The organism is Bradyrhizobium sp. PMVTL-01 (assembly GCF_051861855.1).
Lineage (GTDB): Bacteria > Pseudomonadota > Alphaproteobacteria > Rhizobiales > Xanthobacteraceae > Bradyrhizobium.
Window position 1 is genome coordinate 512495 of sequence record NZ_CP193983.1, and the last position, 15825, is coordinate 528319.

The following is a 15825-nucleotide window of genomic DNA, read 5'->3' on the forward strand; positions in this document are numbered from 1 at the left end:
GCAACATTCCTGCTGTAACCGGCCTTTGGGGCTCGTTAGATTCGTTTCGGTCGGGCTTCCAGGAAACAGGCGGCAACCATGTCACATCTCGCGCGAATGGCACTCGCGCTCTTGCTGGCGACGGTTCAACTTTCGGCAACATTTGCGCTCGACAATGCACCAGCGACTATTTCTCAGGAGCTTGTGCTATTCTCGTCGGATGAGGGGCTTGCTCGGCTGGCCCGCTCAACTGCCAAGGTAGACTTTCCGGCCCTTGCTAATCAGTTCGAAGCCGAGTCGAACGCCGCATTCTGTGGGCCCGCGTCGGCCGCAATTGTGCTCAACGCCGTTCGAGGTCGAAGCCCGGATCTCCCGCGGGACCGGAGCCGATTACATTCGGAAGATCTTAGATACATTCCGAGCGCCTTTGATCCCACAATCCCTCGCTTCACGCAGGACAATGTGATCACCAAAGGCCAGAAGACCCGCGCGCAAGTTCTCGGCGAACCCATAACGATCAATGGAAAACAGATACAGGACTTCGGCTACCAGATCCGACAGCTAGATGAGATGCTGAGGGCAAACGGTCTCACAACCCGGCTTGTCATCGTTGATGACAGCAACCTTGAGCAGGATATCCGGACTGATTTGGTTGAAAACCTCGAGCGTCGGGGTGACTATGTGATCGTAAACTACCAACGCAAGGCTGTAGGCCAACAGGGCGCCGGACATGTCTCGCCGCTTGGCGCATACGACGCTGAATCCGACTCGTTCCTTGTCCTTGACGTCAACCCCGCGAGCGCTGGCTGGGTGTGGATGCCAACTACGACCCTCGTTAAGGGTATGCGCACGTTCGATACGGTTGAGAACCGCGGGTATATTCTCGTGCAGACCCCTTGAGGCGTTCTACTGATCGTCCCCTGTTGACTCTCGCTAATGCCCCGCTTTGAGGACATAAGCCGCATTTTTGGCACTTGAGCTGCCAAGAGCAGGTTTCGATCTGGGCCGATGTTATAGCGCCCGCGTCCTGGACGACTACTTACCCGAGTAAGCGAGCTCGATCTGCGTTCCGAACGGAGCTGGTTGGAAGCGAAAGGCTACCGGCATCTAGCCGACTGTGCGCCGTCGCTTTCTTGGTCCTATGGCAAATGCCCAGGCGGCTGCAGCAACATTCTCGCGTTTCGGTCGTGTCAGGCTGTGGTCAGCTTTCTAAGATTGAAAAAGGGCTTCAGCTGCAGAGTGTTAGCTAGTTCATAATTCTGTGGTGCTGCGAGCTTTAGCTTATTGAGGACAAACGCTCGGGAGGCAACGATGACACCCGGCTGGCTCATTGTCCCTGTGACGATCGCCTCTATCTCCATCCTGACGGTTGTGACTTTGATCATTGTTGGTGCTTGGTAGGCAGCTGAAGAGTATCGTCGAGAGCGCCCTGAGGGGGCGCCCATGGACCGATGCGACCTCACCGAAACTCGATTGGGTGCGGCATGGATTGCCCGAAGTGCGGCAGATTCAACCCAGAGGGAAAGAAGGTCTGCGGCGATTGCGGCGCGCCGCTATCCTTTCGCTGCGCCGCGTGCGGAGCCGACAATCCGAAAGGAAAGAACTTCTGTGGTGACTGCGGTGCGGCGCTCACGCCAACAGTACTGCCGCAAGTCATGGCGGCTGCCGGTGCATCGGCCTCCATATTGTCACGGGTCACCGAGCGCTCGAGCTTATCCCTCGTACCAAGTTCTTCCGCCGAGCGCCGCCAGCTCACAATCATGTTCTGCGACCTTGTCGGCTCGACAGCACTTGCGGCAAAGCTCGATCCAGAAGATCTACGGGACATAATCGCCAAGTACCGCGATAGCGTAGCGGCGGTCGTCCGCAAATACGGAGGAACCATCAGCCGCTACATCGGCGACGGCATGCTCATCCTCTTCGGTCATCCTTCAGCGCATGAGGACGATGCCGAACGCAGCGTGCGCGCTGCGCTTGAGATTGCCGCGACCAGGCATGTGCCTGGAGGGCCGCCCGAGTTCGAGTTGCGGGTTCGTCTTGGGCTCGCGACTGGTCTCGTCATCGTAGGTGATCTTATCGGCAGCGAGGCTGCAGAGACACAGGCGGTCCTGGGTGAGACGCCGAACCTTGCTGCTCGGCTGCAGGCGCTCGCTGAACCAGATGGCGTGGTCATCGCTGAGGACACGCGACGGCTCATCGGCGGGCTTTTTGACTACGAGAACCTCGGCGCGGTGGCTCTGAAAGGCTTTGCCGCCCCGGTCCAAGCCTGGCGAGTGCTTCATGAGGGAACGGCAGAAAGCCGCTTCGAGGCGTTGCACCCATCGGTGCTAGTCCCGCTGGTTGGGCGTGAGGAGGAACTCGCGCGACTGGAGCGGAGCTGGGACCTGGCGAAGGCGGGTAGCGGCCAAGTAATGCTGCTCGTCGGCGAGGCCGGCATTGGCAAGTCGCGCCTCGTTGCGGCTCTCCAGGAGCGTATCGAGCGCGAGCCGCACACCTTCTTGCGATACTTCTGCTCGCCTCATCATCAGGAAAGTGCGCTCTATCCCTTCACCGCACAACTTCAGCGAGCTGCTGGTTTCGATCGTGAGGACGCCCCAAAGGTGAAGCTCAACAAGCTCCGGCTGCTACTATCGCCAGCATTGCCGTCCGACGAGGACGTGGCGATCCTGGCCGAGTTGCTGTCGATTCCCAGCGGTGACCTGTATCTGCCGGTTGCTGCTACGCCGCAACAAAAGAAGGAGAGAAGCTTCGCCGCTCTGGTCCGCCTGCTTGAAACTCTTGTTGAAAAGCACCCAGTCATGGTCGTCTGCGAGGACATGCAATGGATCGATCCGAGCTCCCGCGAGCTCCTGGACCGGACGGTCGATCGCGTAGCAAGCCTGCCAGTTTTGGTCCTGATCACCTACCGCCCCGAGCTCCAGCTGGTATGGAGCGGAAAGCCGCACGTCAGTTTGCTTGTGATGAACCGGCTGGACCAGAAAGCGGGTGCCACGCTGATCCGAAGCGTGGCCGGCAGCCGCACGTTGCCGACCGAAATTGTTAATGAGATTGCTGAACGAACGGATGGCGTGCCGCTGTTCGTTGAGGAGTTGACCAAAGCGGTGCTCGAGACAAGCAACGAGGGGATCCCGCGAGCCATCTCCTTCGCGCCGCTACCCGGACTTGCTGTGCCGGCCACGCTTCATGCTTCATTGATGGCGCGGCTCGACCGGATCGGTCCGATAGCTAAGGAAGTTGCGCAAGTCGGGGCGGCCATCGGCCGGGAGTTTTCCTACGACCTGCTTGCCGCAGTTGTACAGCGATGCGACAACGAGCTGCAGGCGGCACTTGATCGGCTGATCAATGCCGAGCTCATGTTTGGGCGTGGCGAACCGCCTGACGCCAATTACTTGTTCAAACACGCGCTCATCCAAGATGCGGCGTACGGCACGCTGTTGCGCAGCCAACGCCGCGAGCTGCACGCTCGAATCGTGGGCGCGCTCGAGGAGAGGCTCTATAAGGGCATTCAAGAGCGACCGGAGATCCTCGCCCATCATTGCACGCATGCAGGTCTGATCGAAAAGGCGGTGTCGTATTGGCAGGACGCCGGCGAGCGTTCAAAGGCTCGATCGGCAATGACAGAAGCAATCGCGCAGATGCGAAAGGCGCTCGATCAACTATCCCATCTGCCCGATACCCCCGAGCGTCAGCGCACCGAAACTGAACTTCAGCTTGCGCTCGGCGGCGCACTGATTGCCGCGAAGGGCCATGCGGCCGAAGAGACCGGCCAGGCCTACGCCCGGGCGCGCCGCCTCTGCGAGTTATTGAACGACAGGCCGAACCTGCTCAAAGCACTCTGGGGCGAGTTCGTGCATTATCACGTGCGTGGCGAAACGGAGCGATCGCATCGCATTGCCGAGGACCTGCTCGATTTGGCCGGACGACAGAACGATGCGGCCATTCTTGTCGCCGGTCATCGGGCCGTTGGCGATAGCTGGCTTCATCGCGGACAATTAGCCTTGGCCCGCGTCCATCTTGAGCGCGGGCTCGCCCTGTACGATCCGGCGCAGCAGCGCTCTCTGACGGCTCTGTTCGCGGAAAACGCTCGGGTGGCGATGCTCTCGTTCCTCTCGTTGACCTGCGGCCTTCTTGGCTTCGCCGATCAGGCGCGCGTGCAGAGCGGGGACGCCCTGACAGAGGCGCGCGGGTCGTCGCACCCGATCAGCCTCGCATTCGCGCTGAGCGTCGCTTGCCGGCTGCATTTCGTCCTCAATGACGCGGGTATGGTTGGGCGACTGGCCGAGGAGCTAGTTGCACTTACCTCGGAGCAGCGCTTTGCCTTCTTTCTCGCGATGGGGACCGCCTATCGCGGTTGGACGCTGGCCGAAGCCGGCCACCCCGACGCCGGGGTCGACTTATTGCGGCGCGGTATCGAGGGCTTCCAAGCCTCCGGCGCAGCATGGACTCTTCCGTTCTACCTTGCGCAGCTCGCGGCAGCCGAGGCAAAGAGAGCACGATTTGAAACCGGCCTCGGTCAACTCTCCGACGCCTTGGTACTAACCGAGAAATTGGGGGTGCGATGGTTCGAGGCCGAGCTGCATCGGCGACGAGGCGAGTTGATACTGACGGCTCGCCCGGACGCCGAGGCCGAAGCTGAGACCGAGTTTCGACACTCCATTGCGATTGCTCGCCAGCAGGAGGCGAAACTCTGGGAGCTTCGCTCTGCCGTCACTCTCGCCCGGCTTTGGCATCACCAGGGCAAGGGTGATGAAGCACGCGACCTTCTCGCCCCGATCCACAGTTGCTTCAACGAGGGGTTCGATGTTTGCGACTTGAAGGACAGCAAGTCGCTGCTAGAGGAACTCTGCACCTAGGATGAACTTATCGGCCTTTCCCGTCGACGTGTCGGTTAACCGGAATGCCTGAGTCGTTGGGTAGCTGCTGAATGCCGAGGCCAAGTTTATTGGACCCCATTACTGGGTCGGCCTTGATGAAGATGTTGCCGCCATCACGAAAATTGATCAGGTGCTCACCCTCTCCGTCATCAAGCAGCACGCGATGCCAAGCAGCCAGGATATCGTGGCGAAGTCGGACAGTCCGGTGCTGCTCCATTGGCCATATTCTACTGAAAAAACCACAATGGCAGAATGCTGCACCACGAGCGACGCCCACGGCCAAAGTCGGCTTTGGATCAACAGCGCCTGTCAGGGCCGATGCAGGTCGTTTCCGGTCTATACCCGACTGCGGACCTTCGGGCGAACGCCGAGTTAGACAGCCTTGGGCCAGCGCACAAAGTCGCTGCGCTCCAGCCCGCTGCGCGGGAGCAAGAGCCGAGGGGCCGGTGGTTGGTCGAAAGGACAGCAGTAGCGGGGTGGCTAGGGTCAACACGATCGACTCGCGTCGCGACCGCCTGCTCAGTATGGTCAAGACCAGCAGATCATCTCCGGGCCAGCACCTGGCGAGCCACATCGAGCGCAATGCAGTCTGCTTGAATGTGCCGTGCATCTTTTGGGTCGCAAGAAATTGACTCGTCCTATGCCGCTAGACACCGATCGAGCGATCAATCGCGCAGTGGTTGTCAGATGTGCCATTTCCGCCACGCGCAACTATTTGAAATTGCACGGGCCAAGAAGATTAAATCCCCCATTTAGCAATACTCGTGCCAAGCCGCTTAAGTTGTGCGCACATCGAGACCCCTACTCTTCGAATTTTCCTAGGTCGAGCACCTCATAGCACTCGCTGCTCCGCCGGTGCCTAACTTCCCGCGACTTCGTGCCTTGGCGCTTTTTGGACGCCGGCCAGTGAGCTTGCGGAGCCACCTTGTTGCCGGCGTCCAAAAACCTGCACATTTCCGGACCTGCGGCCGATGCGCCGCATGCGCGCAGGCAATATGGCGCTGAGCAGTCGGAACCGCTAAGCTGCATGGGGAGCACATCATGACAGCGTTGAGTCTTCCGCGCGCGGCATTCCTCGCGTCAGTCTTTGTTACATTTCTGGTCGAGAACGGCCAGGCAGCCGAGCTGCGCGTTCTGGCGGGCGGCGCGATGACCGCGGTGTGGGCCGAGGTGAAACCGAAATTCGAGCAGGTTTCTGGACACAAGCTCGACATCTTCTTCGGCACCACGCCAAATTTGATCAAGGAGGCGACGTCGGGAAAGTCGTTTGACGTCGGCGTCGTGCCGGTCGAGGTGATGCAGGACCCAGCAGCACGTGCAAGGTTCGCCGCCGGCACGACGTCCGATGTTGCGCGCGTTGGCCTCGGCATTGCGGTGCGAGCTGGCGCTCCGAAGCCCGACATCGGCACACCTGACGCATTTAAGGCTGCGCTGCTCAAAGCACAGTCGATTGCAACACTGCCGGCAAGCGCTGCAGGTGCGCAAGTGACGAAAGCATTCGATCGACTTGGTGTCGCCGAGGCGATCAAGGGCAAGCTTCAGGCAAAAGCGGCACCAGCCGAGATCGTTGCGGCGGTTGCAAAGGGCGAAGCGGAGCTGGGCGTGTTCTTGCTGAATGTGCTCACCGCCCCTGGACTAGACATCGTCGGCCCATTCCCTACGGACCTGCAGCAAGAAGTCGTCTTTACGGGCGCGGCTGCCGCGGACACAAAGCAAGGAGATGCCGCAAAAGCGCTGCTCGGGTACCTCAAGTCGCCAGAAGCAAGCGTCATCATCAAAGCGAAGGGAATGACGCCGGGCTGAGGCATTGGCCCTGAGCTGCCAAGCCGCAGAACAGAACAACCTTCGTTTGGGTCCGGCGCTCTCCTTTTCGACAAAGATACTTTTGCTCAAGTTCTCGAAGGGGATAGGGTAAACGTTTCGCAGCTCTTCATTCGGATATGCGGGATAGCCGGCATACGGACATCAGCATCGTCGAAGCAAAGCCAAAGCCGGTCACAGATCGCAGGTTCGCCGATTGGGCTATGGCTCTGATAGAAAACCCGGCGGCGTTTCCCGTCGGCACGAACTTCGTTTCTGGCGACGGGGTAGTCGAGATGATGGCCGAACAGCTCCAGAATTCGGATGGCTCGCTGAGGGTTTCTGTTCCCGTCTGGTGAGGAGGTTAGGCTGCCGGCAACTGTTCAAGCCGCTTTCGAGAACGAGGGCGTTGCCGCAATTTTTGGTGGACGGTCGCTTCTGAACGATCTCTTCGTACAACTTGCTGCGAGAAGCTCAGTCCGCCGACCGTCCCGAACGCGCACGCCCTGTCGAACGCGAGCGTCGCACCCTACGTCGTCGGTGGCCAGAATTGCCGATGAATAGATACGCTGCCGCCTCGAGCCTATCGGTGAGACCGGGAATTATCTCACATTCGATAGGAGACCCTCCGCGACGCCTCCCTAAGCAGATCCAAGGGCTGCCAGCTTTTCGGGAGCACGTGGACATCTTGTGGAATTTCGGCGCTGTCGTCCGAGACCACGATGATATGCAAGTTCGGAAATCTGCGCTTGACTCGAACCAGCCATTCCATCCCTGCCGCTTCGAGATCCAGATCCATGTCGACCACCAGCACCTCGACGGAGTCTCCCAGATGGAAGAGCGCCCGCTGTGCTTTGCTCAGAGTGTCATACGTCAATACCGTCAATCTGCCCGACTGGAGAAGATTGTCCATCGCTGCCCTTTGGTCCCGATCGCATTCGACGACGACAGCGAACTTTCCGAAAGGCTTGGATTGTCCCATGAGCGCCTCCACCAACATGGGTTAAGCCCTCTTTTTTGGAGAAGTTCCGGGGAACCGGCCCGAAGAGCGGCCCGGCATTGGCTTCGGAAATCAGATCGCCGCCCGCAGTTGCGCCCAGGTCGTGTCGTCGCGTAGCCGGCGCGGCAAACGGCGGCACCTGCGTGCTGTGGCTGGATTTAGCCGACCCCGAGCCCGGCCGGTACGTTGCCTAGCGGGGGGCCGATGGGCGACGCGTACCAGGTGTATTTCGAGGAGCGGTGGCGGAGGGGCGATCGCTGTCGTGGTGGGCTCCGCGAAGGAGGCTCTTGCCAAGGCCTGCGAACTCGCTGAATCCGGTGGCGAGGTCCTGATCAGGACCTTTCCGGAAAGACGATCGATCCCGAGGCGGTCGCAGAGGTCGCTGCACGGGAATAGGAGCGCGTGCTGAGTCGCGCGTGGCTGTTAGAACCGAAGCGAAAACGCATTCACGGACGCAGCTAATCGTTCTGCTATCTGCGCGGCATCCGGCAAGAACTGTTTTTCGGAAGTGTGTGAGCCGACAGAGTTGACCGCCAGTGCCGTACTATAGGCGAAAACAGCTATTACCATCGCAGCGAGATATCCGGTCCTCATGGCAATGGTCCCTTTATCGGAACCCTCCCCACAAACCAACAGGCTCACTTAGAACGGGTTCCCAAACCTCCGATAAAATTTACCTATGAAAGGGAATTTCGGTTCCTCGGATAGGGGTGAGTTCGACGTGATGGCGGCGGCAGGAAGCACTGCACATGCGAGGAAGCTGTGCAAATTTAGCCAACATGGTGGCAGCCATGGCGAAACCGCTTCCGCCTCAAGACTACTGACTTGAGACATTGCAGGGCGATTTGCGAGGAGATCGGCGAACGCCTTCGGCATGGCCTCGCGCGGGACACTTCGCGGGTGCCACCGCGTCTACGAAAGCTGGTCGTTCGGTCCTGGAGCATCGGCTTCCGATCCTCGTCCGGTACGGCATCTCGGCTTGCATCATGCTCGTCTGTGCCGTTGTGCAGATGACGCTTCAAACGCACCATGAGATGGTGCGCTGACACATAAGCGGGAACAGTCATGTGGCGCAAGTGTCCGACGTCCAAGCAGTGAATCCTACGGACGTGAAAAAGCCGGCTGAACACGTCCAGCGCAGCGAGCCGAATTCCACGAAGGCTCGCCTGGAAGAGGCGCCTCGGGCCGCGGAGGAATACGCCGCTGATCTCCGGGAAATCATCAGAAAGCTCCGCGCGCGTCTGCTTAATTGAGACCGGGCACGCGGCATCAATGCTGGCCGCGCGGTGGAACTCGCTCGCTTGGCGGCCGTTGCATGGCCGCGGCAGCAGTAGCGGATAGGAGAGCACGTGAACCGACGGCAACTTGTTCAAGGGTCGGCGTTGCTGCCGGCGTTGCTGCTCGCCTCGCCCAGCGGTTACGCCGCCGCGTCGCATGACGCGTTTGGGCCGTCCACGGTCAGGGACTTGGCCCGTGCGCTGGCAGGCAAACCGTACGAGGCGCCGGACGAGAAGGTCCCGAACGGATTGAAGGACCTAGACTACGATCAGTACCGTTCGATCCGCTTTTTGCCCGAGCGCGCGCTCTGGCGCGGGAATAGTCTACCCTTCGAGGCGCAGTTCTTTCATCGCGGCTTCTTCTACAAGAACAGGGTGACGATCTTCGAGGTCGCGGACAGGAAGGCTACCGAGATCAAGTACCGCAAGGCGGATTTCTCCTTCGGCGAGAAGGTCCCGGCTTTCGAGGACATCGATCTCGGGTTCGCGGGCTTCCGCATACACGCGCCCATGAACCGCGCCGACTACTACGACGAGGTCTGCGTCTTCCTGGGCGCGAGCTACTTCCGTGCCGTTGCCAAGGGTCAGACATACGGGCTTTCCGCCCGGGGACTTTCGATTGATACGGGCGAAGCCAAGGGCGAGGAATTTCCGTACTTCAAGACGTTCTGGCTGGAGCGGCCGGCGCCGGGCGCGACCTCGTTGGTGATCCATGCTTTGCTCGACAGCAAGAGCTGCGCAGCAAGCTACCGGTTCACCGTGCGCCCCGGGGAGACCACGGTCTTCGACGTCGAGATGTCGGTCTACCCGCGCGTCGAGATGCCGCGGGCCGGTCTCGCGCCCATGACCAGCATGTTCTTCTACGGTCCGAACGACCGCAACGACATCGACGATTTCCGCCCCTCGGTCCACGATTCCGATGGCCTTGGGATCTTCAATGGCAAGAGCGAGAGCCTGTGGCGGCCGCTCAGCAATCCCCGCGATCTCCAGATCAGCACCTTTCAGGATCTCAATCCGCGTGGCTTCGGGCTGATGCAGCGGGAGAGAAACTTCTTCGCCTACCAGGACATCGAATCCAACTTCGAAAAACGTCCAAGTCTCTGGATGGAGCCGATCGGCGATTGGGGCGAGGGCGGCGTCGTCCTGTTCGAGATCCCGACCAAGGAAGAGGTCCACGACAACATCGCCGCGTTCTGGCGGCCGAAGAATCCGCTGCAGGCCAAGGGCGAACACAACTACACCTATCGGCTGCATTGGGGCCCGGACAGCCCGAAGCCGCATTCGCTGGCCCGCTTCACGCGAAGCGGAATAGGGGCGCGGGGCGAGGACGCCCGCCTCTTCGTCCTCGATCTGGTCGGTGAGAACCTGAAGGGCATCGATCCTGCCGGCGTCAAAGGCGTGGTGACGGCGGAGAAGTCCGAGGTGAAGAACATCGTCACGCAGCCCAATCCCTACACCGGTGGCTGGCGGCTCAGCTTCCAGTGCCAGGTGAAAGGCGAGCCGATCGAGTTGCGCGCGTTGCTGGCCGAAGGCGACAAGCCCCTGTCGGAAATCTGGGTCTACCGATGGGCACCTTGAGCACGCTACCGCGGCCGCTTGCCGGCGATATCGCGACCCAGCGCCTGCTACCGAGCGAGTCCCCCCTTCCGATGTCTCCTGGCAACCTCGGAAAAAACCGGATAGCCGACCGCATTCCTGCGCCGGTTGCCCCCGCAATGGCCTGGCGGCGCGGCCTTATCCTCTTCTCGACGGCGGCGCTCACGGCGGCTGGCGGCTATGAGATGTATCGCGTGCTGCAGGTCGGTGGCGTCACCGTCCTGGAAGCCATGGTGCTGGCGCTCTTCCTGGTCCTGCTCGCCTGGGTCGCCTTTTCCTTCGCCTCCGCGCTGGCCGGCTTCTTCGTGCTGCTCGCCCATCGTCCGGGCGCCTTCGCGCAAGATGCGGCCCTGCCCGAGATCGCAAGCCGTACCGCCATGCTCCTTCCCACCTACAACGAAGACCCGCACCGATTGACGGCGCGGCTTCGTGCGATTATCGAATCCCTGGAGACGAGCTCGCATGGACAGCTGTTCGACTGGTACGTTCTGAGCGACAGCACCGATCCGGACATCTGGGTCGCCGAAGAGAAAGCGCTTCTCGCGCTGCGACAGGCGGTCGGAATGCCACGGCTCTACTATCGCCACCGAGCCGAGAATACAGCGCGCAAAGCCGGGAATATTTCCGAGTGGATCACGCGGTTCGGCGGCGCCTACGACTTCATGATCGTGCTCGACGCTGATAGTCTCATGAGCGGGCAGACCATCGTCCGACTGGTCCATGCCATCGAGACAAATCCGACCGCGGGGCTCGTCCAGACGCTGCCGATGATCGTCAATGCGCGAAGTCTGTTCAGCCGCGTCCAGCAATTCGCAGGCCGCCTGTACGGACCGATGATCGCCGCCGGCGTCGCCTGGTGGCACGGCTCCGAGGGCAATTATTGGGGACACAACGCGATCATCCGGGTGAAGGCGTTCGCCGAAGCGGCGGCGCTGCCGCAACTTCGGGGGCCCAAGCCATTCGGCGGGCACATCCTCAGCCACGATTTCGTCGAAGCCGCGCTGATGCGGCGGGCCGGGTGGGGCATCTACATGCTGCCGATGCTCGGCGGAAGCTACGAAGAGGTACCGCCTTCGCTGCTCGATTTCGCCGCGCGCGATCGGCGTTGGTGCCAGGGCAATCTTCAGCATCTCGCTGTCGTGCCTGCACGCGGTCTCCATTGGCTGTCGCGTCTGCACTTCATGGTGGGCATCGGCGCCTATCTGACGGCGCCGCTGTGGCTGCTGTTCCTGCTATTGGGGATGCTGATCTCGCTACAGGCCCGCTTCGTGCGGCCGGAGTATTTTCCGAAGGGCTTCTCGTTGTTTCCGACCTGGCCGGCTCAGGATCCGGTCCTCGCCATCTGGGTGTTCGTCGCCACCATGGGGCTGCTGCTGTTGCCGAAGCTGCTCAGCCTGCTCCTCGTCTCGATGCGGGGCTCGGAGCGACGTCAATTCGGCGGGGCATTGCGAACCTCGGCCGGAGTTTTCGCAGAGATCGTCATGTCGGCGTTGATGGCGCCTGTGATGATGATCTTCCAGTCGATCGCGGTCGTGGAGATACTGTCCGGCCGCGATGCGGGCTGGCAGACGCAAAGGCGCGACGACGGCACGGTGGAGCGCCGCGAGCTCTATCGGAAGTACGGGGTCCCGACCTTGTGCGGCGTTGCGATGGCGGCAAGCGCCTACGCCGTTTCGCTTCCCCTTCTGCTCTGGATGTTGCCGGTCATCGTTGGCCTGCTGTTCGCGGTCCCCATCGGGGCGCTGACGGCCAGACCTGCATCCGGCAAACTGTTCGCCACCCCTGAGGACAGAGAGCCGCCTCCCGTCTTACGCCGGGCCAACGAATTGAGCGCGTCGGCTGATGTAGGGATCAGACCCGCGTTGGTGGAGCTGCGCCAAGACCCCGCGCTCCTGGCATTCCATCTCGCGCAGCTGCCACCCCCTCGCTCCACCAGGCCCGACACGGTCGATGCCAACCTAGCGGTCGGCCGCGCCAAGGTCGAGGCGAGCGATACTTTCGAGCAGGTCGCAGAGCACCTGTCCTCGCGTGAGGTCTTCTCGATCTTGAACGACGGTTCGGCGCTCTCGACCGTGTTGCAGAAGCTATGAGGCCGGGTGCGCCCATCGGCGAAGGATTGCATGAGCGATCATTCGATCAGTTCGTCCGCTTCGATCAAAACCGATGGAGGTACGGCAAGGCCGAGTGTCTTGGCGGTTTTGGTGTTGATGACCAATTCGAACTTCGTCGGCCGCCAAACCGGAAGCTCGTCCGGTTTCGCGCCTTTAAGGATTTTGCCCGCGTATACGCCCAACTGGCGATACGTGTCGGAGAGGCTGGCGCCATAGCTCATGAGACCCCCTCCAGCGGGGAATTCCCGGATATGAAAGATGCCCGGCAGTCGATCCCGAGCCGAAAGTCCCAAGATTTTCTCGCGGCGGCTGTCGAAGAACGGATCATTCTGCACGATCAGTCCTGAGATTCCTGCCTTGACCAGCTCCGCAAAACTGGAGTCGATCTCGGCGTCGGTGCTCGCTTGCTGGACCCGGATTTCGCGCCCGAGCGTGCGGGCGGCCGCCGCGATCGATTGCTTGTGTTCTTCGGCCGCCTCGGCGCCGAAGCGCGGGTTCACAAGTAGTCCCAGCACTTGGGCCGCAGGAACCATCGAGCACAGGAGCGCTAGTCGCTTTCCTCCCAAGTCGCCGGTGAAGAAGTTGACGCCAGTCGCCATGCCGGGACGATTCATGCTCTTCACAAGGCCCGCCTGCACGGGATCTTCGCCGACCACGAAGACCATCGGGACCGGAAAGTTCGCCGCCTTCGCCGCCTTCGCGGCGGGGTCGCCGGCCGCGACCACCAACGAGGGCCGCCGATCGCGGAGGTCGGCGGCGAGCGGGGGCAATTGGCCGTAATCGCCCTTCGCCCAGCGATACTCGACGACGACGTTGCGGCCCTCGGCGTACCCCATCTCCTCGAGCCCCCGCCGAAAGGCATTCGTGTGAGTTTGGGCTTCTTCGGGCGAGCGGGTGCTGAGAAATCCGACGACGGGCTGCCCCTGCTGGGCACGTACGATTGCCGGCAGGCCGGCCGCGACGGCAAACGCTCGGATGAAATCGCGCCTTCGCACTGTTTCCCCCTCTTACAACTAAGGTACACATTCTGCAGGTCACGCGCAGAGGTTTCGGGTCGAAGTTGGGATATCGCCATCGTGACCGGTGAACGCAGCGATCACGGCAGGAATCAGTCCTGGGTCGGCGACCCAGAACTCGCGCAATCGACGAGAAGGCCCCTCCTCAAACCCTCAGGTGGCCTGCTTACCCCCGTCGATGACCTGAAATCGCGGTCCGGCCGGCTCGTCGGGCGGCACGATGACCGGTGTGAAATCCGTCTCCTGTCGTTCGGCGCGCTTGCAGTTGGGACAGACGAAGAGGTGCGCGATCCTCGTCGGGGATTGTCCCGCACGAGTTCGGATCGAAACCATTTCATGGCGATGCGGCAATTGGGGCAGGTCGGGTTGCCGAGTTGTCCCAAGGAATCCTTCAGTCGTTTCATCGGCCGCCCCCGCCGCTTCGTGCCGGTAAGTCGTAGCAGCTCTGACGGGCCGCGAAAGTATCAAAGGATACACAACCCGCCGCGATGCTCCATATTGCCGTGAGACGCACCGCGTTCGAGCTCAGATCGCGCAGCGCGGCGAACGTCCTTATGGTTAACGTGCGCTTGCCGTTCCACCAACCTGCATTTCCGGTTCGCTAAACAAAACCCATGCGTCAATCTCGCGCCAGTTGCCGAGATTTCCCGATCCGGAACCGAACGCCGCTCCGAGGGTTGATCGGCGTCCGCATGGAGGTTTCAGATGAACAAGCGTTTATTTTTGGCCACGACCGCGGCGGTCGCCCTCGCGACTTCGGCGTTCGCGCAGTCTTCTCCGAGCACGTCGAGCACCAATCCGTCCGCGACGCAGCGTCAGCAGGATTCCACGTCGACCACGTCGCCGTCGACTGCGACAACGTCACCCAGCTCCTCGTCGGGGTCCGCGCAGAGCAATCCCTCGATGAACTCCGCCCAGACGCAGTCTCCGTCCTCGTCAGGCCAGAATGCGGCGGGCCAGTCGTCCAATTCCGGCACCGGCACAAACACGACGCAGGCGCCTGCCTCGAACAATTCGACCAACCAGGCTCAGACCAATCCCTCCAACCAGAGCACGACGCCCTCCAACCAGGCGCAGACCACCCCACCGTCGAGCACGAACAATCAGACGCAGAGCGCCAATCCGCCCGCTTCGGGCTCCAGCCAGGCGCAGTCGCCGACGGGTAGCGGCTCGACCAACACCGCTCAGCAGCCGAACAATCAGCAGAACACGGCGGATCGTTCGTCGAACACCGACGTGAACGCGTCGGTGAACATCAACGACCAGCAACGAACCCGCATCAGCGCGTCGATCTCGCACCTGAACGTGCAGCCGCTCACCAAAGTGAACTTCTCCTTGTCGGCGGGCACCGTCGTCCCGCGCGACGTCCGCCTGCAACCGCTGCCGGCCGAGGTCATCGAGATCGTGCCGCAGTATCGCGGCTACAACTTCGTCCTGGTGAAGGACGAGATCGCGATCGTCGAGCCGTCGACCTACAAGATCGTGACGGTCCTGCCGTACTCTGGCCGTTCGACGGCAGCCGCGCCGGCGCCTGCGGAGCAGCGCAAGGTAACGTTTAGCGACCGCGATCGCGAAGTCGTCCGCAAGCACGCCAAGGCGCGTCCGGTCGAGCGCGAGAAGCGGGTGACCACCGGCAGCTCGGTCCGGACCGAAATCCGTACCGGCGAGCGCGTGCCCGAAGGGGTGGAGATCGAGGCGTTCCCGGAGGAGGTCTATCGGGATGCTCCGACCCTTCGCGAGTACCGGTACATCAACCGGGACAGCCGCACCTACATCGTCGAACCCCGTGAACGTCGCGTCATCGAAGAGATCGATTGATCTCGCAACTGAAGGAGAAGAACCATGAAGACCATTGTGCTGGGAGCGCTCACAGCGACCCTGATGGCGGCGTCCGCGAATGCCGCCCCGCTCGCGCCTGCGGCCATGGCGGCGGCCGAGCTTGGTAGCGTCGAGCAGATCCGGCTCGTCTGTGACGAGTTTGGCCGCTGCTACCGGACCCGCGGCCCCCGCTATGTCCAGCGTTACTACGGCGGGGACGACGGGTACGTCGTGCGCCGCAGCTATGGGTACTATGGCGGGCCGGGCTACTACGACCGCGGCTACGGCTACTACGGCGGCGGGCCGAGCATCGGTTTCAGCTTCGGCACCCGAAGCTGGTGAAGACAAGGGGCC

The 15825-nt window shown here is 61.5% G+C and carries 11 protein-coding genes; 8 read left to right on the top strand and 3 right to left on the bottom strand.

Annotated elements, in window-relative coordinates:
• Window positions 1–78: 78 nt before the first annotated feature.
• Both ACRQ5Q_RS43315 and ACRQ5Q_RS43320 read left to right on the top strand, forming a co-directional pair.
• A complete protein-coding gene (locus ACRQ5Q_RS43315) occupies window positions 79–879 on the top strand; it encodes a phytochelatin synthase family protein (RefSeq protein ID WP_439400374.1) in 801 nt (266 codons plus the stop codon).
• Between the two features lie 584 nt (window positions 880–1463).
• Window positions 1464–4832, top strand: coding sequence for an AAA family ATPase (locus ACRQ5Q_RS43320; RefSeq protein WP_439400375.1), 3369 nt, complete (start codon window positions 1464–1466; stop codon window positions 4830–4832).
• Window positions 4833–4839: 7 nt separating this feature from the next.
• Here the strand turns inward: ACRQ5Q_RS43320 and ACRQ5Q_RS43325 are convergent, their stop codons facing one another.
• On the bottom strand, window positions 4840–5070 hold the full coding sequence (locus tag ACRQ5Q_RS43325; protein WP_439400376.1) for a hypothetical protein: 231 nt from the start codon (window positions 5068–5070) through the stop codon (window positions 4840–4842).
• 824 nt (window positions 5071–5894) lie between these two features.
• Here ACRQ5Q_RS43325 and ACRQ5Q_RS43330 point away from each other — a divergent pair.
• Together ACRQ5Q_RS43330 and ACRQ5Q_RS43335 are read left to right on the top strand one after the other, a co-directional pair.
• Window positions 5895–6656 carry a molybdate ABC transporter substrate-binding protein gene (locus ACRQ5Q_RS43330; RefSeq protein WP_439400377.1) on the top strand — a complete coding sequence of 254 codons (762 nt, stop codon included), beginning with the start codon at window positions 5895–5897 and terminating at the stop codon, window positions 6654–6656.
• A gap of 15 nt (window positions 6657–6671) precedes the next feature.
• Window positions 6672–6887, top strand: a complete 216-nt coding sequence (locus ACRQ5Q_RS43335; RefSeq protein WP_439400530.1) for a BLUF domain-containing protein — start codon at window positions 6672–6674, stop codon at window positions 6885–6887.
• A gap of 373 nt (window positions 6888–7260) precedes the next feature.
• Here ACRQ5Q_RS43335 and ACRQ5Q_RS43340 read toward each other — a convergent pair whose 3' ends face one another.
• Window positions 7261–7635: a hypothetical protein gene (locus ACRQ5Q_RS43340; RefSeq protein ID WP_439400378.1), complete on the bottom strand. Its 375-nt coding sequence runs from the start codon at window positions 7633–7635 to the stop codon at window positions 7261–7263.
• A gap of 1412 nt (window positions 7636–9047) precedes the next feature.
• On the opposite strand from ACRQ5Q_RS43340, the gene ACRQ5Q_RS43345 reads away from it, so the two are divergent.
• A complete protein-coding gene (locus ACRQ5Q_RS43345) occupies window positions 9048–10508 on the top strand; it encodes a glucan biosynthesis protein G (RefSeq protein ID WP_439400531.1) in 1461 nt (486 codons plus the stop codon).
• A complete protein-coding gene (mdoH, locus tag ACRQ5Q_RS43350) occupies window positions 10496–12616 on the top strand; it encodes a glucans biosynthesis glucosyltransferase MdoH (protein WP_439400379.1) in 2121 nt (706 codons plus the stop codon). Before ACRQ5Q_RS43345 ends, mdoH begins: the two co-directional genes overlap by 13 nt.
• Before the next feature lie 38 nt (window positions 12617–12654).
• On the opposite strand, the gene ACRQ5Q_RS43355 is transcribed toward mdoH, so the two are convergent.
• Window positions 12655–13632, bottom strand: coding sequence for an ABC transporter substrate-binding protein (locus ACRQ5Q_RS43355; RefSeq protein WP_439400380.1), 978 nt, complete (start codon window positions 13630–13632; stop codon window positions 12655–12657).
• Between the two features lie 726 nt (window positions 13633–14358).
• Between ACRQ5Q_RS43355 and ACRQ5Q_RS43360 the strand changes: the two genes are divergently transcribed.
• Window positions 14359–15471 carry a DUF1236 domain-containing protein gene (locus ACRQ5Q_RS43360; RefSeq protein ID WP_439400381.1) on the top strand — a complete coding sequence of 371 codons (1113 nt, stop codon included), beginning with the start codon at window positions 14359–14361 and terminating at the stop codon, window positions 15469–15471.
• Window positions 15472–15495: 24 nt separating this feature from the next.
• Window positions 15496–15813: a hypothetical protein gene (locus ACRQ5Q_RS43365; protein WP_439400382.1), complete on the top strand. Its 318-nt coding sequence runs from the start codon at window positions 15496–15498 to the stop codon at window positions 15811–15813.
• Window positions 15814–15825 lie beyond the last annotated feature (12 nt).